The organism is Echinicola arenosa (genome assembly GCF_014841125.1).
Taxonomy (GTDB): Bacteria; Bacteroidota; Bacteroidia; order Cytophagales; family Cyclobacteriaceae; genus Echinicola; species Echinicola arenosa.
In genome coordinates, this window is record NZ_JACYTQ010000001.1 from 497,867 (window position 1) to 521,879 (window position 24,013).

A 24,013-nucleotide genomic window follows, 5' to 3' on the forward strand; every position below is an offset into this window, starting at 1 on the left:
ATTTTGGTCAACCTAAATACATTTTTTCACATTAACTTTATAATAAACCGCTTTAAGTCCTATTTTTGGGACTTAAATTATGAGCCACAAGAAATTAGTTATCATCCCGACCTACAACGAAAAGGAGAACATCCAGGATATCATCCAGGCTGTCATGCAGTTATCAGGTCTTTTCGAAGTTTTGATCATTGATGACAATTCTCCAGATGGGACTGCCAAGTTGGTCAAAAGCGCCCAGGGTTCTTATCCTCAAAGGGTACACCTATTGGAAAGAAAAGGAAAATTAGGCTTGGGAACGGCTTATATTGAAGGCTTTAAATTCGCCTTAAAAAATGGCTACGACTATATCTTTGAGATGGATGCTGACTTTTCCCACAACCCCAAAGACCTGATCAGACTTTATGAAGCCTGCGCCATAGATGGCTACCAAATGGCCATTGGCTCACGCTATATCAAAGGGGTGAATGTGGTCAACTGGCCCATGGGCAGGGTATTGATGTCCTACTTTGCCAGTGTTTATGTGCAGTTCATCACTGGCTTACCCATCAAGGACTCCACAGCCGGTTTCAAATGTTATCACAGAAGTGTTTTGGAAGGTATCAAGCTCAACAAAATCAAATTTGTCGGCTATGCCTTTCAGATCGAAATGAAGTTCACTACCTGGAAGCTAGGATATAAAATCGTAGAAATTCCTATAATTTTTACTGACAGGACGAAAGGTACTTCAAAAATGTCTACTCATATTTTCCGAGAAGCTGTAATGGGTGTCATTTATATGAAACTAAAGAGCTTATTTAAGCCATATAAAAAAGCCACTAATCAAACCGAATAGCCTTAATGGGCTGAACATTACTGATAACCATGGCAGGTATAAAAAGTACCAAAGTAGTTACCAGTAGAACCAAAACATTAAGAGAAATAATGATGGGCCAGTTCCATTGGATCGGAACATAACTCATGTAATAGTTAGTCGGGTCCAAACCTATGACTTTTGTCCAATCCTGAAGTGCGCAAATACCCAAGCCAATTAGATTTCCTATCAACAAACCCCTTCCAATAATCCGAATACCATTCCAAACGAAGATTCTTCTGATCTGTCGATTAGTACTCCCCATAGCCTTGAGCATCCCAATCATTTGCGTCCGTTCCATAATCAGAATAAATAAAATCGCCACCATATTAAAAGCGGCAACGAAAAGGATCAATCCCAAAAACACATACACATTATTATTGAGCAATTTAAGCCAGTCAAAAATCTGAATGTATTTATCGGTTACTTTATCTATTTTGAGGTCGTAATCTATCCTGCCATAAAGTTCATCTTCCATCTCATCAATCTGATTTGGATTCTTTAGAAAAACCTCAAATCCACCTACCATATCATTTTCCCACCCATTGAGGTTTCTAATGGTCTGAATATCTCCAAGAATGACTTTATCATCAAAATCCTCTAGATAGGTCTCATAAATCCCTACAATATCAAAGCGGCGATAACGGGGCGGGTCCTGAACGAAATACATGATGATCTTTTCTCCGACCTTTAACCTTAGCTTATCGGCTATTTTGCTACTTAGTAATATCTCATTGGACGCACTTCCATCTTCAGCAAACTGAATAAACCTTCCTGATTTCAATGATTGTGAAAAAACTTCTTGATCAAAATCCTTACCAATCCCTTTTAATAACACACCTTGGACCTCTTCATCTCCCTTGAGCAACCCCGGCTTATAGGCATATTCCTGTACATGACCAATAAAGCCGTATTCATGATATTTTTTATAAAAGTTACTGTTTTTGCTAGAAGGAAGGTCTTCGTAAGCATTGCTGGAGGTAAACTTATGAACCTGATAGTGACCTGTAAAGGAAAACACCTTGCTGGAAACAACTTCTTGGAAACCTCCCAATATCAAAAACGAGAGTATGAGTATGGAAAGGCCAATAGCAATACTCGCTACTGCAATGCGATGTATGGTTCCTGTAAATCCACCTGTTCTTTTAAAACTAATTCTTTTAGCAATGAAGTAGGAAAGGTTCAATGAAGTGTTTTATTTTGTTAAGATTCAAATGCAAATTAATATGAAGCTGTTAAAATTAATACTTCTATTTACATTTTCACTAAGTACATTGGCTTATTGTAAAAACTCCTCTAAAGGAGATAAGGAAAATAACAATAGAATAAACAAAAGCGCTGAAGACCCTATTTTACCTGCTGCAGACCAGCCTGAAAAATACCTTCCTTTGCTCAAAGGCAAAAAGGTGGGATTAGTCGCCAATCAAACCAGTATCCTTACCCAAAGCAACAATCAGCATTTAGTTGATTTTCTACTTTCTGAAGGCATTACTGTACAAAAAATATTTGTTCCAGAACATGGTTTTAGAGGAGACGCTGATGCTGGGGAGGTGATCGCAAATGACACAGACAAGGACACTGGAATTCCCTTGGTCTCATTGTATGGTGCCAACAAAAAACCGTCTGAAGAAGCCTTGATGGATATTGATGTAGTTGTATTTGACTTCCAGGATGTGGGAGTTCGGTTTTACACCTATATCAGCACCATGCATTATGTCATGGAGGCATGTGCAGAACAGAATAAGCCCATGATCATCATGGATCGTCCCAACCCTAATGGCGATTATATTGATGGCCCTATCTTGGATAAGGCCTATAAAAGCTTTGTGGGCATGCACCCCATTCCTGTAGTCCACGGGCTTACCATGGGTGAGCTTGCCCAGATGATCAACGGAGAGGGATGGTTAAAAAATGGTATAAAAGCAGACATTACTGTCATCCCAGTAGCCAATTGGGACCATAGTATGCACTATTCCCTTCCTATAAAACCTTCTCCTAACTTACCCAATGATGTTTCCATTAGGCTCTACCCTTCCTTGTGTTTTTTTGAAGGTACCGATATCAGTGTTGGTCGAGGCACATATTACCCTTTTCAGGTATTCGGAGCACCAGACCCTAAGTTTGGCAAATTTACCTTTACTCCTGAAAGTATTCAAGGCATGAGTAAACACCCTCCACATGAAGGGAAATTATGTTTTGGAACCGATCTTAGAGAAAGCGAGCTGGACCATCAATTTACCCTAAAATATCTATTGGAGATGTACCAAAAATCAGGACTTAAAGAGAAATTTTTCAACAGCTTCTTCAATAAACTCGCAGGTTCGGATCAATTAAAGAAAGATATTCTGGCAGATAAAACCGAAGCAGAAATAAAGGCCGGATGGCAAGCAGGACTTGATGCCTATAAAAGCAAAAGAGAAAAATACCTGCTTTATCGATAAAGTAACCAAGAATTATAAGATGAATAAGGATCTTCGTATCATTTACATGGGCACCCCGGAATTCGCGGTACCTTCTTTAGAAATACTAGTAGAAAATGGCTGGAATGTAGTCGCCGTCATTACTGCTCCTGATAAGCCTAAGGGCAGAGGTCAAAAGCTGATTCCTTCTGCAGTGAAAGTAGCAGCAGAAAAACACGATATTCCTGTTCTACAGCCTACCAACCTTAAGGCTCCGGATTTTATTGAAGAGTTGAAGAGCTACCAAGCAGATATTCAAGTGGTGGTCGCTTTCCGAATGCTTCCTGAGGTTGTTTGGAACATGCCTCCAAAAGGCACTTTTAACCTTCATGCTTCCTTACTACCCAATTACCGAGGAGCTGCTCCCATCAATTGGGCCATTATCAATGGTGAAAAAGAAACCGGTGTTACGACGTTTTTCTTGAAGCATGAAATTGACACTGGAAGCATTATTTTCCAAGAAAAAGAACCCATTCTCTCGGAGGACAATATTGGTAGCCTTTATGAAAAACTCATGAAAAGAGGCTCAAAATTGGTACTCAAGACCATTGAAGAAGTAGCAAAGGGTAAAGTCACTACGGCTATCCAAGATGAAAGCTTAGCTCACCATCATGCTCCAAAAATCTTCAAGGAAACCTGCGAAATCAATTGGGAGAAGAGTGCTATAGATGTCCATAACTTGGTCAGAGGTCTTTCTCCGTATCCTGCAGCATGGACTACATTGAATGAAAAAATTTGTAAAATCTATGAAAGCTCACTTATAGAATCCCTGCCTGACAAAGTCCCAGGTGAGTTTGAAACTGATAATAAAACTTATCTACATATTCAAACTGGCAAAGGAGCACTTTCTATAAAGGAACTCCAACTGCAAGGTAAAAAGAGAATGAATATTGATGAGTTCCTAAGAGGCAACAAGCTTTAAGCCCAGTTAACTGCAAAACCTCTCCTGTCCGGTTGCTTATAGTAGCCGGACTTTTTTGATCCCCTACCAGATACTCATTCCCAAGTATCATGTAATATTTCAAACACTGCCTATTCCCTCTCGACGCTAGCCTTTTACCTGTAAAATTATTATATTTATATTAACATAAATGCATCTTAACCATGAAATTTCACAAATCATTTTTATCGATTTTACTGGCAGTTTTTCTTTTTCCAGCACTTGCCGAAGCCCAATTTATCAAAAAGCTAAAAAAAGCCGCCCAAGAAGGAGTAGGTAACGCTGTGGACAGAAGAGTAAGCAAAGAAGTAGAGAATGCTGCTCAAAAACAAACGGACAAATATTTAGAACAAATTTTCGGGCCTCCCACTGACTACGAGGGAGGAAATTATGATTACGGCAAGATGATGGGCAGTATCAACATGAACGTAGATACTGAAGACAGCTATCATTTTACTGGATTTACAGAAATGGAAATTTCCGGCACTGATGAAAAAGGCAAAGAAATGGATCCAGTCTCCTTCAAGTCTTTTTTGGGCAATGAAAACGAAGTTTGGGCCATGCAGATGGACCCAGAAGAAAAAGATGTGGAAAGCACCATTATGATTTTTGACAATAAAAACAGTGCTACCATCTTATTGATGGAAAGTAAAAAAGGTGAAAAATCCAGAATAGCCTATGGTATGGATTGGTCAAATATGATGGGAACTGCTGCAGATGAAAAGATAGAGGAGGTAGAAGAAACCAAGCTGACTTTTGAAAAGACAGGCAACACCAAAACGATTCTTGGCTATGAATGTGAGGAGTACCATGCCGAAAACGAAGAATTTACTTCATCGTTTTGGGTGAGCAAGGAACCTATCCAAGGATATGCATCTTATTGGTCCAAAAACAATTTTATGTTTTCCAAGAAAATGCAAACCAAGTACCAAGCTTATTACAGCAAGCTTCCAGATGGTAACGTATTGGAAATGACTTATCGCTCAAAAGAAGATGATGGAATTTCAAGGATGAAGATTTTGGAAATCAATACCACTGAAAATTTTGATTTCAATATGTCAGATTATACAAATGCCATGGAGGGGCAAAACTAGCCTCTTCTTTTTGAATCCATATTTGCCCAAACTTTTTAACAACCATTTTTTAAAGGATGGAAAAACCTTGGTATCTTGTGCAATTCAAAAAATCCTAGGTTTTGACAGTTTCTATCATTGTAGCTAAAGCTAAAAACAACATCATTGGAAAGGATAATCAATTGATTTGGCGCCTTTCAGCCGACCTCCAATATTTCAAAAAAAAGACCAGTGGCCATTATATCATCATGGGTAGGAAAACCTATGAATCCATGGGGAAACCACTTCCCAACCGAACCTCGGTGGTGATAACCAGAAACAAAGATTATAAAATCCCTGAGGGACATTATGTGGTTCACAATATAGAAGAGGCTTTGAAACTCACTAAAAGCCATAATCAAGAAAAGGCATATGTAATCGGAGGAGCAGAAATCTATAAGCTAGCACTACCCTATGTAGACGAACTATTGATCACGGAAGTAGACTGTGAACCGGATGGAGATGCCTACTTTCCTGAAATAAAGCCAGAAAACTGGAAAAAAACTTCCGAAGAACCACATATCAAGGATGAGAAAAACGAATTTGATTTCACTTTTACTGTTTATCGCAGAATCCAATAATTCAAGAACTCTATGCAAGAAGTAACAGCTGAAATTATAGCCATTGGGGATGAATTGCTTTATGGCCAAATTCAAGACACAAACAGCCATTGGATTAGCCAACAGCTTGATCAAATAGGTGTCAGAGTGGTGAGAAAAACAACCGTCGGAGATAACGAAAAGGACATCTTACATGCCTTTTCAAGTGCTGAAAAGCGTGCAAACATCATTCTTATCACTGGTGGATTAGGTCCAACCAAAGATGACCTCACCAAGCCACTTATGGCAAAGTATTTCAACTGTAGCATTGAACCAGTTCAAGAAGCCATAGATGACGTTAAACTCTTCTTTGAAAAAAGAGGCCGTGAACTGACTCCCCTCAATAAGCTCCAAGGCCACCTTCCTACAAAGTGTACTTACGTTAAAAACGCCATGGGTACAGCCCCGGGAATGTGGTTTGAAGAAAATGGTGCGGTATGGATGTCTATGCCTGGAGTTCCTCACGAAATGAAACACTTAATGGAGGTGTTTGTTTTGCCCAAAATAAAAGAAATATTTCCACTTCCAGTGATCTATCATAAAGTGATCAAAACAGTAGGGATAGGCGAAAGCTGGCTAGCAGATATGATTATCGATTGGGAAGATGCTCTTCCTAGTCATATCAAATTGGCTTATTTACCATCATTGGGTCAAGTGAAGCTTAGGCTGACTGCTTTTGGGGATGACTATGATCAACTAGAAAGGGATGTCTTAGTAGAAATTGAAAAAGTTACTCCTTTGATCAAAACCTATATTTACGGTTTTGATCAAGAGACACTGGAAGAAGCTGTGGGAAAAATATTGATACATCAGAACAAAACCGTGTCATTTGCAGAAAGCTGTACTGGTGGTTATATTTCCCATCTTATCACCAGTGTTCCTGGCAGCAGCAATTATTTCAATGGCGCGATAATCCCCTATCACAACCAGTTCAAATCAAACCTGCTTGGTGTCAATACTCTTACCTTAAAAGACCATGGAGCCGTAAGCGAAGAGACGGTGATAGAGATGGCTCAAATGGTTAGGAAAAAGTTCAAATCAGATTTTGGCTTGGCAAGCAGTGGAATTGCAGGGCCGGGAGGTGGCTCCCCAGAAAAACCGATAGGAACAGTATGGATTGCCTGCGCATCTGAAAAAGGAGTAAAAACCAAAAAACTGCAATTGGCTCATGACAGGACTTTAAACATCCAGTATTCAGCTATAGCCGTTCTCAGCTTATTACGAAAACAGCTAACAAATGAAAACTTTTAACAAATTCCGTTAATAGCATTTTGAAAGCATAAAATTAAAATATAATTTTAAAAGCAGGAGATAAACCCAATTAAGTAAATATTATATGGCAACTGTAGAAATGGTAATGCCCAAAATGGGTGAAAGTATTATAGAAGGCACTATCCTGACCTGGTTAAAAAGTGAAGGAGAGGCCATTGAACAAGATGAATCTGTACTTGAGGTAGCAACTGATAAAGTGGATACAGAGGTTCCTTCTTCTCATGCGGGTGTGCTGAAGAAAATATTGGCAAAAGAAGGTGATGTAATCGCTGTAGGTGCCCCAATTGCAATAATTGAAATAGAAGGAGAAACTGAAGAAAAGTCAGAGAGCCCTGTTTCAAACAATGATAAAGACATACAAAAAGAAGAATTGATAGCTGCAGCCCCTGCACAAACAGCTGCACTTGTAGCAGAAACGTCAGCATCCAAAGTTTCGGATGATAGGTTTTATTCTCCCCTGGTGCTTAGTATAGCTAAAGAAGAAGAAATTAATAAAGCTGAATTAGCTACCATACCGGGAACAGGTAAAGACGGTCGTGTCACCAAAAACGACATGCTAAGCTACCTCAAAACCAGAGGATCCAATCCTATTTCAGCTTCAACCATAGCTTCCCCTAAAGCTTCCCCTAGCATTAGCGCTGGAGATGAAATCATCGAAATGGATCGAATGAGAAAAATGATTTCTGAACGTATGGTAGAGTCTAAGAGGATTTCTCCACACGTAACTTCTTTCGTTGAAGCGGATGTGACCAATATTGTGTTATGGAGAAATAAAGTCAAAGATGCCTATAAACAAAAGGAAGGAGAGCCGATTACCTTTACTCCGTTCTTCATTGAAGCAGTGGCTAAAGCTATCCAGGATTTCCCGATGATCAATATCTCTGTCGATGGAGATAAGATTATTAAGAAGAAGGACATCAATATTGGGGTGGCAGTAGCGCTTCCAAGCGGAAACCTAATTGTACCTGTAATCAGAAAAGCCAATGAACTGAACCTTGTTGGGCTCTCCAAAAAAGTCAATGACCTAGCCGCTAGAGCCAGGGCTAATAAATTATCTCCTGACGAACTATCAGGTGGCACTTATACCATTTCTAATGTTGGGTCATTTGGTAATGTGATGGGAACGCCTATTATCATGCAGCCTCAAGTCGCCATTTTAGCTGTAGGAGCCATCACTAAAAAACCGGCTGTAGTGGAGACACCAACTGGAGATGTAATTGCTATCAGGCATAAAATGTTCCTTTCTCACAGTTATGACCATAGGGTAGTGGATGGTTCACTTGGCGGAATGTTTGTCAAGAGAGTTGCTGAATATTTGGAAGCATTTGATATCAATACCAAACTGTAAAAAAAGGAAAGCCTGATGAAAATTCATCAGGCTTTCCTTTTAGATATTTAGCTCAAAGCTTTCTTTAATTTTCTTGACTATATCCCTGATTTTAATTGGTTTCGTCAGGTAATCATCCATACCAGCACGAAAAGCTTTTTCGATATCCTCCTTAAACACATTGGCAGAAAGCCCTACGATCCTTACATCAGCACCATTCTTGATGGTTCTAATACTTTGAGAAGCTTCCAGGCCATTCATAAGAGGCATTTGATAATCCATAAAGATCATATCATACTTTTTAGCCCTTACTGCTTTTACCGCTTCTATCCCGTTATGCGCTGTATCCACCTCATACCCTAATTGTTTCATGAGTAACTTCATAAATTTTAGGTTGATATCATTGTCTTCTACGAGCAAGATTTCGAGTGGATACTTATCTGAAATATGGGAAAGTGCATAATCTCCTTTTGAATACCTTTCAAAGTCCCTATTGTCTTGCTCTGCACTTTCAGATACTCTGGAAAAAATTGTAAATGAAAACTCAGAGCCCTCATCAAGTTCACTCTCAATCTGTAAGCTCCCACCCATTAATTCAATTAACTTATTGGCAATAGCCAGGCCCAATCCAGTCCCACTTCTCTCTTCCAAAATACCTCTATCTGCTTGGGTGAAAGGATTGATCAATTGGGGGATTTTGGACTTTGGAATCCCAACCCCTGTGTCTTTTACCAAAAAGTATATCATAAAATTCTTATCCAAAATCGGTTCTCCTGTTACCTTTAGATCAACAGTACCTCCTTTTGGAGTAAATTTAATGGCATTACCAATTATGTTAAAGAGAATTTGGCTCAACTTTTCCTTATCCAATACCATCCATACTGGGATTTCATCAGATATGCTGACATTTAAAGAAATTTTCTTTTCGGTGACCATACCCGAAAAAATACTGATCACTCTTTTGAGCTCCTCTCTAAATTGGAAACTGCTTACATTTAGTTCTAATTTTCCTTCTTCGATTTTAGAATAGTCTAGAATATCTTTAATAATGGACAATAGTGACTCACCTGAATCTCTGATCACCTTTACAAAACTCTCCTGATCTTCATCAAGCGAAGTATTCTCCAATAAACCAATCATTCCTAGGAGCCCGTTCATTGGGGTTCTGATTTCATGACTCATACTAGCCAAAAATTCTGACTTAGCCTTATTGGCCACTTCAGCTACTTCTTTTGCTTCCTGCAAACCTTTTTCCCACAGTCTTTGCTCAGTCACATCCCTTCCTACGGAAATCATTCGTTCTTCGTCCAACTTAAAGAACCTCACCTGGAGAAACCTTTTTCCATTTCCTGTATTAAGAACCACTTCCACTTTTTGGGTTTTACCAGTTTTAAGTGCTCTATTAAAGGCTCCATTTAGTATTTCCTTTTTGGATTCAGGAACCACTTCCACAATATGCCTACCAATAGAGTCTTCAGGAGGTTCTATTAACAAATCCCTATTCTGTACATAGAAATCAAGAAAAATACCTTCATTATTATAAATAAAAATAATATCAGGGAGGCTGTTTAGAACTGCTCTAAGCCGATTTTCGCTCTTTATAAGCTCTTGTTCTGCCAAGTACTTTTCATTGATATCAGTACAAATCCCAACACTACTCATGAAATTCCCCTCATCATCATAAAACATTTTCTCGAAGCTTTTCGTCCGAATTATGGTCCCATCCTTCTTGACAATGCTCAACTCATAGGTCAGGTAATCTTGTTTTTCCTGTATGGCTTTGATAGCCTCCTTTCTCAAAGTTTCCAAATCTTCTTGGACAACATAGGACTTATTATTCTCAATAAACTCTTCTTTTGAATACCCTAATACCTCGATTAAATTATCACTTACATTGTATATTTTTCCTTTTTTGTCATGATAGAAAACATATCCATTGATTTCCTGAAGCAACATGGTTTGCTGATCGAATAAGAGGTTGATCTCATCGGATTTTTTCTCCAGCTCATAATTCTTTTCATTGATACTTCTAAAGTGCCGTATCATTAAAAAGAGAATTAAAATCAAAAGTAAAAACAAACCCACCACGATATAGAGATAAGTCCCATAAAGTCTGGAGATAATTACGCTTCTATCTTGTGCAAATACAAAAGCAAACTCACTATTCAATGGATACAAATCAAAAGGATATTGGGCGATAATCGCACCAGTTTCGAACTCATGTTCTCCCGAGCCTTTTACCCCCCCCATGTAAATACCACGTAATCCCCCAGAAATCTCATTATTGATTTCCTTTAGCGTTTTATCTGAAAAGCCAGCCTCTTTTGAGGAACCGCCCTCCTTGATGAAATGGGGTTCTCCATTTACAAAATAAAATTTAAATCCACTTTCTCCCAGATAATGGTTAGAGGCATAATCAGAAAGAAATTGTTCTATATTAACAGAAGCAATCAGAGTGATGGGTTCCTTATGAGAACTTACTTTGACATATTTTCCTGGATCATTAAAAGTCCGATTTGCTGGAATTTCAATTTTTTCGAAGTAATTATTATCCCTGATCAAATAGGCCAGTCTCATATTTGCCACATCCAAAAACAAGGTGTCCACCAAAGTTCTATAGGAATTCAGCAGTCTTCTCGTGCGAGCTTCATGTAATTGAATCTTCTCCTCGGTATCAAAACTGGAAAAACTTTCCAGACTTTGTGTATAATAAGTCAGGTCTTCATGGAGAGAATTGAATCTCCTCTGTACTTCATTTGACGCTATTTCAACTTGTTTGTTTAAAAACTGTTTACTGTTGCCCAACAAGTTATTTGAAAGTGTATTGTAGAAAAAATAAGCCAAAAACAAAATAAGAACAATAGACGCTATGGACATCCAAACTAGTACAAGAAATCGCTGTGATTTGTCCGTATTGTTCATAAAATGTCTTTTATTCTCAATCTTTAATTTCTAAAACATACCAATTTAGAAGATTCATCTGCCTACACAAAACTTGGTACTGTTTGGAAGAATAATTATCATTCATAATGTAGTTATTATCTTTTTCCAATAGGAATTTAGCTACCATTTTCCTTACCTCTTTGCTTTTGGATTTAAACAGGTTATAATCCTCTTTTCTAAAATTGTCAGCGTTAATGGTTTGCACATAGGTATGGTTTTTCAAGGGCGGTAAGTTCAATACTTCTATAGCTGCAGATGTACCTGCTACAATATTTCCCGAACCATCAATCAGCAAAAACTTCCTGTCTTTATAGCTTAAAAACCTATTAATGATATCGTTAACCGTTATATCCAAACCAATAACACCTTCTAATTCCTCATTATGATAAATGGGATGAATTAATGAAAGAATCCACCCTCTTCCAGCTGGGTCTACATAAATATCTTCTACCCACCTACTCTTTTTTTCTGGATTTCTCACTTCGTCAGCCATATAATAAAAGTTGAACGAAGTAAGGTCCAAATCAGAATCAAACACATTCAAGACATCTAGTGCTGGATAAATCCTACACATTTGTAATCTGGTATTAAGATACACTTGAGAAACAAATGGTGAAACGGATTGAATTTTTGAAAACGCGGAGTCCAATGCTTCAGTGTAATAGACTTGATGATAAACACCATCTCTGTTAGGTGTGGTGGTAGATACAAAAACACTGCTTTCCCCTTCCTGGGGCATTTCCCTGAAAATCACCCCATCCTTAGAAACCTTATACAGGTCCTTATTTGCCTTCTCAGCTAATTCGGCCTTATGATCAAACAAACTCTCAGTGTAAGACGCTAATGTTGCGATCTCATCCTCCAAAGGAGCTAAATCTGATTCCATAACCGAAACGATGGAATCGAGCTCTATAAATTCACTTTGGTTAATCCTCATCGGCTCCTCTTCACAAGAGAAAGAAAAAGCCAACAAAACACAAATAACTATGAAAAAACTATATTTCATCCATGAATATTTAAATTATAAGTAAATTTAAATATTTTCAACTTGATTTCTAAGCGATTGGTGCATCTCATCAAATCTTTTATTAATCTCCTCCAAAAAAATATCAGAAAAAAAGACATCCAAATCACTCTCCTCTAAAATATCCATTTCGTTGACTTTAAAAGTCTGCTCGATCATTCCTTGCTCATATTTCAATAAATACTTGTTGTTCCAAGAGAAGATAGATATTCGAATGTCTTTTTTGGTAAATTCTTTGATAATCCTCATACGCTTCTAACTTCAGAACTGAAAGTGATTTCTGAACTTAAAGAAGCAGACACAGAGCAATACTTATCCACGGATAATTTAACCACTTTGGCAAACTCTTCTTCAGTAGCATCCGGAGACACCAAGATGAACTTCATGTGAATTGATTTGTAAAAGGCTGGAACCCCATCATTCCTATCTCCTTCTGCCTCTACAATAAAATCCTCTACAGTTCTTCTCTTCTTTTTCATCATTAATACTGCGTCCACAGAAGCACAGCTTGCTACAGCCGACAAAACAAGATCCATTGGTGATTGATGCTGTTTTTTTTCTGGATCATACATATCAATCTGTACCTTATTACCTTGTGGATTTACGGCCTCGTATTCATAATCAGCCTTCATTTTCACAGTCACATTTCTCTTTGCCATTTCGCTATATTTTAAAACAATATAATATATTTTATCAAGTAAATTCCATTTACACCAAATACAGGTAAATAAAACACATTTATTTACTTTACATGTTTCTTCTATACTGCCCTCCCACTTCATAAAGTGCCTTAGTAACCTGCCCTAAAGAGCAATGTTTAGAAGCTTCCATCAACTGGTTGAACATGTTGCTATTTTTAACAGCTGCATCCTTCAAATCATTCAATAAACCTTCAGATAAGGACTTGTACTTTGTATGTAAGTTTTCTAATTCCTTGATTTGGACTTCTTTTTCTTCTTGAGTGGCTCTGATTACTTCCCCAGGAATTACCGTCGGTGATCCCTCGGAAGACAGGAATGTATTCACTCCAATAATCGGATACTCCCCAGTATGTTTAAGCATTTCGTAATGTAGACTCTCTTCTTGAATCTTTCCTCTTTGGTACATGGTTTCCATTGCGCCTAAAACACCTCCACGTTCTGTGATCCGCTCAAATTCTGCATATACAGCTTCTTCTACCAAATCAGTCAGCTCTTCAATGATAAAAGCTCCTTGGGTTGGGTTTTCATTTTTGGCTAGACCTAGCTCCTTATTAATGATCAACTGAATGGCCATCGCCCTTCTTACAGAAGACTCTGTTGGCGTGGTGATCGCCTCGTCATACGCATTAGTATGCAAAGAGTTACAATTATCATAAATGGCATAAAGTGCCTGAAGAGTAGTTCGTATATCATTGAAGTCAATCTCTTGAGAGTGCAGAGACCTTCCAGATGTCTGAATATGGTATTTCAACATTTGTGAACGTTCATTGGCTCCATATTTCAACTTCATTGCTTTTGCCCAAACTCTCCTGGCCACTCTTCCAATAACGGCATATTCCGGATCAATCCCATTAGAGAAAAAGAAGGATAAGTTCGGTGCAAACTTATTGATATCCATCCCTCTGGAAACATAATATTCCACATAGGTAAATCCATTGGAAAGTGTCAAAGCCAACTGGGTAATAGGGTTAGCGCCTGCTTCAGCAATATGGTAACCGGAAATAGATACGGAATAGAAATTCCTAATTCCATTTTCAATAAAATACTGTTGTACATCTCCCATCAGCCTGAGAGAAAATTCTGTGGAGAAAATACAGGTATTTTGCGCTTGATCTTCTTTCAAAATATCTGCCTGAACCGTTCCTCTAACTTTGGTCAAGGTTTCAAACTTTATCTTTTCATAAACCTCTTTAGGCAGCACCTGATCTCCCGTAACCCCCAAAAGCATCAAACCCAAACCATTATGTCCTTCTGGAACCTTGGCATTATAGACAGGTCTCTCAACACCCTTTTCACTATAAATCTCTTCTATTTTTTGATGTACCTCTTCTTCCAACCCATTATCAGAAATATAAAGTTCACACTGCTGGTCTATGGCTGCATTCATAAAAAATGCAGTCATCGTAGCCGCAGGACCATTAATGGTCATCGAAACGGAAGTCATTGGATCTGCCAAGTTAAAGCCTGAGTAAAGCTTTTTCATATCATCCAGGCAGCAGATATTTACCCCTGAATTACCAATCTTACCATAAATATCTGGCCGATAGCCAGGGTCTTCACCATATAAAGTAACTGAATCAAAAGCAGTTGATAGCCGCTTGGCTGGCATCTCTTTGGAAACGTAATGAAAGCGCTTGTTTGTTCGTTCCGGTCCCCCTTCACCTGCAAACATTCTGGTTGGGTCTTCTCCCTCCCTTTTAAAAGGAAACACACCAGCAGTATAAGGAAATTCTCCCGGTACATTTTCAGTAAGTCCCCATTTCAAAAGATCTCCCCACCCCTCGTACTTTGGAAGGGCCACTTTGGGCACACGGCTTCCTGACAGCGACTCCGAAAATGTTTTTATCTTTAGTTCTTTGTCGCGAACCTTAAAAGTGAAAAAATCTTGTTGGTATTGCTTCACCTTTTCTGGCCAAATTTCCAGCCACTTTTTATTTTTCGGATCCAAGCCAAGGCTGATTTCATCAAAGGCCTTTTCCAGACCTTTTACAACAGCTTCTTTATCCACCACTTCACAGCTTTCTAAAGCTGCTATAGACTTTTTGATACTATAAACTTGCTGGGCTATTTCACTCTGTGAAACGACCCATTGGTCGTAATTCCTGTTATTTTCAACGATTTCAGATAAATATCGGGTTCTACCTGGAGGAATGATGAATACTTTTTCTGATACTCTGTTCTCTTTATTTTCCGATAAAGTAAAATCACCTGAAGTCTTAGCGGTCAGTGCTCCCATGATTTTAGCATACAGCTGATTCATTCCAGGATCATTGAACTGGGAAGCAATGGTTCCAAAAACAGGAAGTTCATCTTCTTTGGCATCCCACAATCCATTATTTCTGACATACTGTTTTTTGACATCCCTTAGCGCATCCAATGCGCCTCGTTTATCAAACTTATTTAGCGCAATCACATCTGCAAAGTCGAGCATATCTATCTTCTCAAGCTGTGTAGCAGCTCCATATTCTGGGGTCATTACGTAAAGCGAGAGATCAGCATGTTCCGTAATTTCCGTATCAGATTGTCCAATGCCCGACGTTTCTAAAATCACCAAATCAAACCCGGCCACTTTTGCTATGTCCACTGCATCCTTCACATGTTTTGACAAGGCTAAATTGGCTTGACGTGTAGCTAGTGAACGCATATAGACCCTGGAATCATTGATCGCATTCATCCTGATTCTGTCTCCCAAAAGAGCTCCTCCTGTCTTCCTTTTTGAAGGGTCTACAGAAATAATAGCCAAGTGTTTCCCCTCAAAATCCCTCAAAAATCTTCTGGCCAATTCATCAACCAAAGATGATTTGCCTGCTCCGCCAGTTCCTGTAATCCCTAAAACTGGCACCTTTATTTTTGAGGCTCGGTTCCTAATTTGCTCTAAATATTTTTCATTTTCAGACGGAAAATTTTCAGCAGCAGAAATCAATCTTGCCAAACCTTGAGGGCAATCTTTATCGGGATTAACATACCCACCGAGTTCCTCACCCAATGGAAAATCTGCCTTTTCGACCAAATTATTGATCATTCCTTGCAAGCCCATCGCCCTACCGTCATCTGGCGAGTAAATTCTGCTAATCCCATATTCATGGAGTTCTGAAATTTCCTCTGGCAAAATAGTGCCGCCTCCACCACCAAAAATTTTAATGTGACTTGCACCTTTTTCTTTCAAAAGGTCATACATGTATTTAAAAAACTCTATATGCCCTCCTTGGTAGGATGTTATGGCTATAGCCTGGACATCCTCTTGAATAGCACAATCGACAATTTCTTGGACAGACCTGTTATGCCCCAAATGAATCACCTCACAACCGATGGATTGGATGATTCTTCTCATAATATTAATCGCAGCATCATGCCCATCAAATAAGGAGGCTGCAGTAACAATTCGGACGTGATTTTTGGGTTTATATTTTTTTACTTCAGCAATCATAAATGGATTGGTTTTACTTTTCGGAAAAGCCCTACCTAAAACTTTTCCTTATTCACACCTTTAGGTGGAATCAATACTTTTTTTCAACTGCGAATATAGCAAAATTAAATCACTATACTCTTGTAGCTATTTACACTTAATCGAAACATAATTTGGTTTACTTTAAATATTCCGTGAAAAACATCATCTATTAAAATGACATTTATCAAACTTTTTAAGTCAAAGTCTTTCTTTTTTTGGGGAAAGAAAAGATAACAATCTATCTTGATAAAACTCTGGAATCAAACCACTTAAAAACTAATCCAATCATGAACACCAACGTTAATTTTTGCACTCCTGAGGAAGCCGTTAAAGAAATCAAAAGTAATGACAGGGTGTTTGTACATGGAAGTGCAGCCACTCCGGCCACTTTACTTCGTGCCCTAGCCCAAAGGCACGAGGAACTGTGCAATGTCGAGATTGTTTCAATCACCACGCTTGGACCAATGCCCCTCACAGAAGCGCCTTATAATGACAGCTTTTTCATCAACTCTCTTTTTGTTTCAGCCAATGTGCGAAGTGCCGTAAATTCAAGTAATGGAGGGTATGTTCCCATATTCTTAAGCGAGATAGGAATTCTCTTTAGAAGAAACATATTACCCTTGGATGTGGCCATAGTCCATGTTTCTCCTCCAGACACGCATGGTTATTGCTCCTTGGGCGTATCCGTTGATGTAGCTAAGCCCGCTATAGAAACTGCCAAATTGCTAATCGCTCAGGTCAATGCCAATATGCCCAGATCACATGGAGATGGGATGGTGCATATCAGTCAATTCAAATACGTCATCGAATCCAATGACCCCTTGCCAGAAGTAGATTATAGTGAAAAAATTGGTAGCAATGAACTTCAAATAGGACAGCATATCTCTGAGCTAATAGAAGATGGCTCAACTTTACAAATGGGAATTGGGGCCATCCCAGATGCAGTATTGAATGCTTTGCACCACCATAAGGACTTGGGCATTCATACCGAAATGTTTTCTAATGGTGTGATGGGACTTATGGACAGCGGAGCGCTTACCAATAAATTCAAAGCCAAGCACCCTGGAAAGATCGTCACTTCCTTCGCTGTGGGCAACAGAAAACTTTATGACCGCATCAATGACAATCCTATCATTTCATTCCATGAGGCCGCCTATGTGAATGATACAGCCGTAATCAGAAGAAACCCGAAGGTAATCTCCATCAATTCCTGCTTGGAAATGGACTTAACCGGGCAAGTCTGTGCCGATTCCATTGGGAGCTACCACTATTCTGGTGTAGGTGGCCAAATGGACTTTATGCGCGGAGCAGCCTTATCAGAAGGTGGAAAGCCTATAATGGCTCTCAGCGCAACCACTAAAAAAGGACTGCCTAAAATCGTACCATTTTTAAAGCAGGGTGCGGGAGTTGTGACCACTCGGGCACACATGCACTATGTGGTCACGGAGTTTGGTGTTGCCTATCTGTATGGTAAAAACCTTCGTCAACGGGCCATTGCTTTAATGAAAATCTCCGCTCCAGAACACCGGGAAGAATTGGAAAAAGCCATCATTGAAAGGTTTGGTTCAGACATCCACCCTGTTTCTTGATGTTTTTGTTTTAGCTCTCTTTCAGCTGTTTTTTCAACAGTTGTGCATTGATCGCCACTATGATTGTACTGAGACTCATTAGCACCGCCCCCAAGGCAGGACTGATGACTAGATTAGGAATAAACCCTGTGGCAAGGGGAAGGGCAATGGCATTGTAAGCTGTTGCCCAAAAAAGGTTTTGAACCATCTTCTTGTAAGTGGCCTTTCCAAAAACGATCAAGGCTGAAATATCCGTAGGTTCACTGTTTACCAATACAATATCGGCTGTTTCTGCTGCCACATCTGTTCCTGAGCCCACCGCTATACCTATATCTGCCTGGGCTAGTGCTGGCGCATCATTGACCCCGTCCCCTGTCATAGCTACAACTTCACCATTACTTTGGGCCCTTTTGATAATTTCCTGCTTATCTTCTGGCATGACCTCTGCATAGTATTCATCCAAACTCAATTCATCACTGACCGCTTTGGCTGCCTTTTCATTATCTCCCGTCGCCATGACTACTTTTATATGTTCCTTTTTCAAGGTTTCAATAGCTTTTTGGGACGAAGACCTTACTCGATCAGCTAAAGCCAAATAGCCGACCACTACTTGATCAACAATTACAAAAACAACTGTTTCCTGTCCACTTTCTTCCAAATTCTCTGGGAGTTCAAAGTCATTTTTCTTTAAATACCCTGGGCTGACAATACTCACTTTTTTCCCTCCAATATTTGCCTTTACCCCTTCTCCAGTAATATTTTCATAATCTTCTACCGAATCAAGTTCCAAGCCCTCTTCCTGGACCTTTTTCATGATCCCATTAGCAATGGGATGTTCAGATTTGCTTTCTATAGCACCTGCTATTTTCAAAAGCTCCACCTCATCATATTGGTCTGATAGGCTCTTAATTTTCTGAACTCCAAAGTCTCCTTCCGTCAGGGTTCCTGTCTTATCAAAAATGATCATGCTCAACTTCCTTGTTTTTTCAAAAGCAGTCCTATTCCGGATCAGCAATCCTTTTCTAGCGGAAGCAGATGTCGAAATAGCCGTCACTAATGGAATAGCAAGACCTAAGGCATGGGGGCAGGCAATAATCATCACTGTAACCATCCTCTCCAATGCAAAATCAAATGTTTTTCCCATCACCAACCACACGACCAAAGTAATAATACCTGCTGCCAGAGAAATATAAAAAAGCCAACCTGCAGCCTTATCTGCTAAATTCTGTGTCTTTGATTTGGTCTCCTGAGCACCCTTTACCATGTGGATCACCTTGGATAAATAAGCCTCCTCACCGATATGTTTTACTTCGACCTTAAGAGAACCTCTTTCATTTATGGCCCCACCAACTACCTCATCTCCCTTTGATTTTTTGACGGGCTTGGATTCTCCTGTCAACATGGACTCATTGACATAACTTTCACCCTCCATCACCTTACCATCTGCAGGGATTTTTTCTCCAGGTTTGATAAGCAGTATATCTTCGGCCTGCAAATCAGCAACCTTTACCTCCTCAGTATCTTCACCATTGGTAACCAGATGTGCTGTAGAAGGCATTAATTTAGCCAACTCATCCAATGCACCTGAGGCTCCCATTACAGACTTCATTTCTATCCAATGCCCCAAGAGCATTAGGTCAATCAGAGTCGCCAATTCCCAAAAAAAACCTTTTCCTTCTAACCCAAAAACTATCGCTGAACTATACCCATAAGCCACAGTAATCGCCAAGGCAATTAAGGTCATCATGGCCGGGTTTCCCTTTTTGATTTCCTCAACCAGTCCCTTTAAGAATGGCCAACCTCCATAGAAATAAATACCACTGGCCAATGCAAAAAGAACATACCGATCTCCTGCAAAGGAAATCTCAAACCCCAACCATTCCTGAATCATCTTGGAAAGCAAAAGAATAGGAATAGTTAATACCATCGATACCCAAAACCTCTTCTTGAAATCTGCTAGCATGTGTCCGTGATGATCTTCATGCCCTGAGTGTCCCCCATTTTTCTTCTGGTGATCATGATTATTTCCTTCGTGATGGTGATGATCATGCTGTTGATGTTCCATAAAAGTTGAGTTTATAGATTATAAAATAATTTCAATAAAAAAGGTGAGCTTAAAGCTCACCCATTACCTTCTCTACCCTTCCACATTTTAGCATTTTGTCTCCAAAATAGGGATTTCTAATACCTTCCTGATCTGAAAGCCAATACCCTCCTTTGTTATTAAATGCCATTGGGCAATATTGCTTGTATACCGCTCCAGAGGCCAATTGTCCCTCAAGGGCTTCTTCAACTGCCGCACTAAGGTCTGCAAAAGCTACCCTTTGCTCTTTGATATCTGAGGTTTCGGAAATGCTTTTAGCGGCTGCAGAAATCTCTGCTGATCCATCTGCTTCTCCTATGCTAGCAACAATCATTTTTGCTCCATTGGCTGCCTCATCCGCATCACTGTTGACTAATGCTGTTTTTACATGAATGTAGTGTTGGAAAATTTCTCCAGCTTTTTCTTCTTTAAAACTGACATTGTTAGCAACAACCTCTTCAGTTGCTTTTTCCTCCATCTTATGTTCATGCCCGTGATTTCCTTCATGTTTTTTCTCTCCACATCCTGCTAAAAGCAGCATTGAAACTGCCAGCGCTATTCCTAATAAACTTAGTTTTTTCATGTTATTTGAATTAATGTATTTGATGAAATGATTACTGTTTTTAATTATTATTCTATTCTTGGTTTTTTCTATAGGCTTTCTTTACCTCTCCACAGCCCAACATGGATGAGCCAAAGTAAGGGTTTTTAATTTCCGCAAATTCACTGAGCCAAAAGGCACCTTGATCGTTCTTGGCCATAGGACAGTGGCTCTTATAAACCACTTCTTTATGAGTACCAAAAGCTTCTACCAGCTCAATAAACTTATTGGAAAGTATCACAAATTGATTCCTTTCCTCTTCAATATCCAAACCTGAGCTAATCTTCAAGGCAGACTGGACAATAGCATTTTTCAAACCTTTCCATTTCACAGTGGCTTCTTGACTGAGCTCTTTGCCCTCAATTTCTTTAATTTCTTCCACCAAAACTTTAGCCTGCTGCTGTGCCGACTGATCTGATACCAATTGGTTTTTCAAAGCCAAGTAAGCATCCAAAGCCCCATCCAGTTTGACCAAAAAGCGATCATCCACTTTAAAGGGTTGACTTTCTGGATGAGACATCATACTGTACTTACCACTTAATTGTGCCGCGCCATCTACTGCAAAAACACCATTGGTCACGATTTTATCTCCAATTTCCAAACCACTTTTAATCGACTGCATATTTCCTGAAGCAGGTCCTAAGGTCACTACCACCATCTCAAAAGCTGGCTTCTCACTGCTCCCAACTTGCCTGTAAACTACAGATCGCTCTCCTGTCCATAATATAGCTGAGGATGGAATCATAACTTCAGGTTGAGAGCCATTTTCGCTATTCGAAGAAGAAACTGTCGCCGTAACCAGCATTTCTGGCTTCAAAAGACCATCTGAATTATTCACCTCAGCCCTCACTTTGACACTCCTGCTATCAGCACCAAGAACTGGGTCAATAAAACTCACTTTAGCCTTAAAATCTTGGTTGGGAAGTGCATTTACCTTAAAATCGATCAAGTCTCCTTTTTCTATGCTTCCTATATTGTTTTCATAGGCATCCAACATGATCCAAACCTTGCTCAAATCTATGATTTCAAAAAGCACTTGCCCTTTTTCCACATAATCTCCAACAGCGATATTCCTGTTGCTTACCACTCCAGAAGAACTTGCAAAAATATCAAAATGAGTCCGATAATCCCCTTGCATTTCCATTTGCTCAATTTGGCTATCTGTTAGTTGCCAATGCCTGAGTTTTTGTTTCGCCGCTTCATAAAGTTTGGGACTGATATCCTTCGATTTTTTTGCTTCTATCAATTCCTGATTAGCAGTAATTAATGCAGGGGAATAAATCCGGGCCAACCGCTCTCCCTTTTTCACTTCTTGACCCGTAAAAGCCACAAACAACTCATCCACTCTGCCGGAGAAGTTTGCCGAAACAGAAGATATCCTTCTTTCATCTGCTTCCACCTTGCCATTGAGGTCAGTAGAAAAACCACCCTCCCCTTCACTTACAGTGGTTGTCGATATATTTGCTAAAGCCACTGCTTCCGAGCTCATTTGCAGCAAATAAGGACTGTCCAGATCAGCGTTTTTATTCGCACTCGAAACAGGAACCAAATCCATTCCACAAATAGGGCATTTACCAGGCTCATCCTGTCTTATCTGAGGGTGCATCGAACATGTAAATACGGATGACTCAGCAACATGCTCATGTTCCAATTCTTCTCTTGGGTCACTCTTTTTTTCTGTGATTGCCCAGCCAATAATTGCCCCCATTAAAAAGGCTCCGGAAATCGCTATAATGATTTGTTTTCTATTATTCATGACATTCTTCTTAAAGCCTTCTAGACATTAACATTTCCAACTCAGCAATAGCTGTCAACTTTCTCACCGACTCCTCTGCCACTTTCATCTCAAACTCTAATAGTTGTCTCTGAACGGTGATAATATCCTCAAAACTCCCTTCCGAACTACTGTATTCTGTAAGGAGCAATTCCAAGCTTCTTTCAAGCAAATTGACCTGATCGTGATAAAGCTTCTTATTTCTCTCTGCCTTATGGATTTCGTTAAATAACTCATCTGATTTCAATTTCAATGAATTGTAGAGATCTTCCTTCTCATAGGCAGTTACTTCTCTGTACTTTTCTGATTCTCTTTTAGCAGCAGCATATTGTTTTCTGTAAATGGGAAGAGAAACAGAAACCATTGGCATGACCATATTGTGTCCCATGCCACCTGGTCTATAGCCCATTGTACTGGAAATATCGCCACTCGGTAACCTTGGACTATTGACCATATAGCTAAGTCCTAAACCAAAGCTTGGCATGCCAGCTTTTTGAGCCACCTCACCCTGCTTTTGATAAGCAAGGCCCTCTACTTCAAGTTTTTTCATTTGAGGACTTGCATGTAAAATACTGTCCAAAACCAACTCCTTATTAAGCAGCAATTCATTCTCCAAAAAAGTCGAATCAAGATGCACAGGAGTTTCTTCCGCGCAATTGAGAATGGAATTGAACCTAACTTTTTCAAGCTTGATATCATCCTCTAATTGTATAATCAAAGCTTCTATTTCCTTTACACTACTCTGAACGCGAAGAACATCAGCCATCCTTCCTTTGCCTGGCTCTCCTACTTTGAATTTATTCAATGCCAGACGCTCCAAAGTGTTGAGCAGCTGTACATTTTTTTTTGCAATCATTTGATGATGATGCAGCATGAACACTTTATAATAGGATCTCTTAACGTCAAAAAACAATGCATACTTGGTCATTTCAAATTCTTGAAACTTGGCTTGAGCCATCAAACTGGCCTGATCCTTACTCGCTTGTAATGAACCAAACCAAGGAAAACGCTGCATGATGGAAGCATTCATTTTTTGATCTCCCATCAGTGTTGCCATGTCCTTAAGGTAAAACCCAAAACTTAACTCTGGATTGGGCAAAGCCCCTTCTTGTGAGATTCTTTCCAAGCTGGCCTCATATGTAGCATAGCTGGCCATTAGCGCTGGATTATTCTCTGCCGCTATTTGCAAATAATCATCAAGGCTTTGCCCTAGTAATGGTAAGCTGCTTAACAGTAAAATCAGTACCAAGCCCAGCTGCACTCTTAAGAAACAGGTAGTCTTACCTAAAATATTTTTTCTAAACCCAATCAT

The 24,013-nt window shown here is 39.4% G+C and carries 18 protein-coding genes; 8 read left to right on the forward strand and 10 right to left on the reverse strand.

Features of this window, described 5'->3' with window-relative positions; genetic code table 11:
• Positions 1–79: 79 nt before the first annotated feature.
• Entirely contained in the window at positions 80–832 is a 753-nt protein-coding gene (locus tag IFO69_RS01865; protein WP_192007432.1) for a polyprenol monophosphomannose synthase, read from the forward strand.
• Here the strand turns inward: IFO69_RS01865 and IFO69_RS01870 are convergent.
• Positions 816–2,036: an ABC transporter permease gene (locus tag IFO69_RS01870; RefSeq protein WP_192007434.1), complete on the reverse strand. Its 1,221-nt coding sequence runs from the start codon at positions 2,034–2,036 to the stop codon at positions 816–818. The genes IFO69_RS01865 and IFO69_RS01870 overlap by 17 nt on opposite strands.
• Before the next feature lie 40 nt (positions 2,037–2,076).
• Here IFO69_RS01870 and IFO69_RS01875 point away from each other — a divergent pair, with 40 nt between their 5' ends.
• The 6 genes from IFO69_RS01875 (at position 2,077) to IFO69_RS01900 (ending at position 8,580) form a co-directional block, all read left to right on the forward strand.
• Entirely contained in the window at positions 2,077–3,291 is a 1,215-nt protein-coding gene (locus tag IFO69_RS01875; protein ID WP_192007436.1) for an exo-beta-N-acetylmuramidase NamZ family protein, read from the forward strand.
• Between the two features lie 19 nt (positions 3,292–3,310).
• Positions 3,311–4,231: a methionyl-tRNA formyltransferase gene (fmt, locus tag IFO69_RS01880; protein ID WP_192008949.1), complete on the forward strand. Its 921-nt coding sequence runs from the start codon at positions 3,311–3,313 to the stop codon at positions 4,229–4,231.
• Between the two features lie 182 nt (positions 4,232–4,413).
• Positions 4,414–5,343: a DUF4412 domain-containing protein gene (locus IFO69_RS01885; protein ID WP_192007438.1), complete on the forward strand. Its 930-nt coding sequence runs from the start codon at positions 4,414–4,416 to the stop codon at positions 5,341–5,343.
• Between the two features lie 101 nt (positions 5,344–5,444).
• The gene (locus tag IFO69_RS01890) at positions 5,445–5,942 is read left to right on the forward strand and encodes a dihydrofolate reductase (protein WP_192007440.1); all 498 of its coding nucleotides are present in this window, start codon (positions 5,445–5,447) and stop codon (positions 5,940–5,942) included.
• Between the two features lie 12 nt (positions 5,943–5,954).
• Entirely contained in the window at positions 5,955–7,211 is a 1,257-nt protein-coding gene (locus tag IFO69_RS01895) for a competence/damage-inducible protein A (protein ID WP_192007443.1), read from the forward strand.
• Between the two features lie 85 nt (positions 7,212–7,296).
• Complete coding sequence (locus tag IFO69_RS01900; RefSeq protein WP_192007445.1) at positions 7,297–8,580, forward strand: dihydrolipoamide acetyltransferase family protein; 1,284 nt, start codon at positions 7,297–7,299, stop codon at positions 8,578–8,580.
• A 39-nt stretch (positions 8,581–8,619) separates the two neighbouring features.
• Here IFO69_RS01900 and IFO69_RS01905 read toward each other — a convergent pair whose 3' ends face one another.
• The 5 genes from IFO69_RS01905 to IFO69_RS01925 all read right to left on the reverse strand — a co-directional run bounded on the left by IFO69_RS01905 (position 8,620) and on the right by IFO69_RS01925 (position 16,654).
• A complete protein-coding gene (locus tag IFO69_RS01905) occupies positions 8,620–11,481 on the reverse strand; it encodes a PAS domain-containing hybrid sensor histidine kinase/response regulator (RefSeq protein ID WP_192007447.1) in 2,862 nt (953 codons plus the stop codon).
• 16 nt (positions 11,482–11,497) lie between these two features.
• Entirely contained in the window at positions 11,498–12,508 is a 1,011-nt protein-coding gene (locus tag IFO69_RS01910) for a cache domain-containing protein (RefSeq protein ID WP_192007449.1), read from the reverse strand.
• A 27-nt stretch (positions 12,509–12,535) separates the two neighbouring features.
• Positions 12,536–12,775, reverse strand: a complete 240-nt coding sequence (locus IFO69_RS01915) for a hypothetical protein (RefSeq protein WP_192007451.1) — start codon at positions 12,773–12,775, stop codon at positions 12,536–12,538.
• Complete coding sequence (locus IFO69_RS01920) at positions 12,772–13,185, reverse strand: OsmC family protein (protein ID WP_192007454.1); 414 nt, start codon at positions 13,183–13,185, stop codon at positions 12,772–12,774. Before IFO69_RS01920 ends, IFO69_RS01915 begins: the two co-directional genes overlap by 4 nt.
• A gap of 88 nt (positions 13,186–13,273) precedes the next feature.
• Entirely contained in the window at positions 13,274–16,654 is a 3,381-nt protein-coding gene (locus IFO69_RS01925; protein ID WP_192007456.1) for a methylmalonyl-CoA mutase family protein, read from the reverse strand.
• A 308-nt stretch (positions 16,655–16,962) separates the two neighbouring features.
• On the opposite strand from IFO69_RS01925, the gene IFO69_RS01930 reads away from it, so the two are divergent.
• Complete coding sequence (locus IFO69_RS01930; RefSeq protein WP_192007458.1) at positions 16,963–18,264, forward strand: acetyl-CoA hydrolase/transferase family protein; 1,302 nt, start codon at positions 16,963–16,965, stop codon at positions 18,262–18,264.
• A gap of 10 nt (positions 18,265–18,274) precedes the next feature.
• On the opposite strand, the gene IFO69_RS01935 is transcribed toward IFO69_RS01930, so the two are convergent.
• From IFO69_RS01935 to IFO69_RS01950, 4 genes are read right to left on the reverse strand one after another with little or no spacing between them, the layout of a single operon-like run.
• Entirely contained in the window at positions 18,275–20,308 is a 2,034-nt protein-coding gene (locus IFO69_RS01935) for a heavy metal translocating P-type ATPase (protein ID WP_192007461.1), read from the reverse strand.
• 49 nt (positions 20,309–20,357) lie between these two features.
• The gene (locus tag IFO69_RS01940) at positions 20,358–20,909 is read right to left on the reverse strand and encodes a DUF3347 domain-containing protein (protein ID WP_192007463.1); all 552 of its coding nucleotides are present in this window, start codon (positions 20,907–20,909) and stop codon (positions 20,358–20,360) included.
• Positions 20,910–20,961: 52 nt separating this feature from the next.
• Positions 20,962–22,683 carry an efflux RND transporter periplasmic adaptor subunit gene (locus IFO69_RS01945; protein WP_192007465.1) on the reverse strand — a complete coding sequence of 574 codons (1,722 nt, stop codon included), beginning with the start codon at positions 22,681–22,683 and terminating at the stop codon, positions 20,962–20,964.
• A 10-nt stretch (positions 22,684–22,693) separates the two neighbouring features.
• A complete protein-coding gene (locus IFO69_RS01950) occupies positions 22,694–24,013 on the reverse strand; it encodes a TolC family protein (protein ID WP_192007467.1) in 1,320 nt (439 codons plus the stop codon).

What these genes read in the sequence shown, in the direction of transcription:
- IFO69_RS01915 (WP_192007451.1), bottom strand. Translation starts at nt 12,775, where the DNA reads ATGAGGATTATCAAAGAATTTACCAAAAAAGACATTCGAATATCTATC.
- IFO69_RS01895 (WP_192007443.1), top strand. Translation starts at nt 5,955, where the DNA reads ATGCAAGAAGTAACAGCTGAAATTATAGCCATTGGGGATGAATTGCTT.
- IFO69_RS01950 (WP_192007467.1), bottom strand. Translation starts at nt 24,013, where the DNA reads ATGATTGGGTTTAGAAAAAATATTTTAGGTAAGACTACCTGTTTCTTA.
- IFO69_RS01905 (WP_192007447.1), bottom strand. Translation starts at nt 11,481, where the DNA reads ATGAACAATACGGACAAATCACAGCGATTTCTTGTACTAGTTTGGATG.
- IFO69_RS01920 (WP_192007454.1), bottom strand. Translation starts at nt 13,185, where the DNA reads ATGGCAAAGAGAAATGTGACTGTGAAAATGAAGGCTGATTATGAATAC.
- IFO69_RS01925 (WP_192007456.1), bottom strand. Translation starts at nt 16,654, where the DNA reads ATGATTGCTGAAGTAAAAAAATATAAACCCAAAAATCACGTCCGAATT.
- IFO69_RS01865 (WP_192007432.1), top strand. Translation starts at nt 80, where the DNA reads ATGAGCCACAAGAAATTAGTTATCATCCCGACCTACAACGAAAAGGAG.
- IFO69_RS01885 (WP_192007438.1), top strand. Translation starts at nt 4,414, where the DNA reads ATGAAATTTCACAAATCATTTTTATCGATTTTACTGGCAGTTTTTCTT.
- IFO69_RS01900 (WP_192007445.1), top strand. Translation starts at nt 7,297, where the DNA reads ATGGCAACTGTAGAAATGGTAATGCCCAAAATGGGTGAAAGTATTATA.
- IFO69_RS01910 (WP_192007449.1), bottom strand. Translation starts at nt 12,508, where the DNA reads ATGAAATATAGTTTTTTCATAGTTATTTGTGTTTTGTTGGCTTTTTCT.
- IFO69_RS01875 (WP_192007436.1), top strand. Translation starts at nt 2,077, where the DNA reads ATGAAGCTGTTAAAATTAATACTTCTATTTACATTTTCACTAAGTACA.
- IFO69_RS01935 (WP_192007461.1), bottom strand. Translation starts at nt 20,308, where the DNA reads ATGGAACATCAACAGCATGATCATCACCATCACGAAGGAAATAATCAT.
- IFO69_RS01945 (WP_192007465.1), bottom strand. Translation starts at nt 22,683, where the DNA reads ATGAATAATAGAAAACAAATCATTATAGCGATTTCCGGAGCCTTTTTA.
- fmt (WP_192008949.1), top strand. Translation starts at nt 3,311, where the DNA reads ATGAATAAGGATCTTCGTATCATTTACATGGGCACCCCGGAATTCGCG.
- IFO69_RS01940 (WP_192007463.1), bottom strand. Translation starts at nt 20,909, where the DNA reads ATGAAAAAACTAAGTTTATTAGGAATAGCGCTGGCAGTTTCAATGCTG.
- IFO69_RS01930 (WP_192007458.1), top strand. Translation starts at nt 16,963, where the DNA reads ATGAACACCAACGTTAATTTTTGCACTCCTGAGGAAGCCGTTAAAGAA.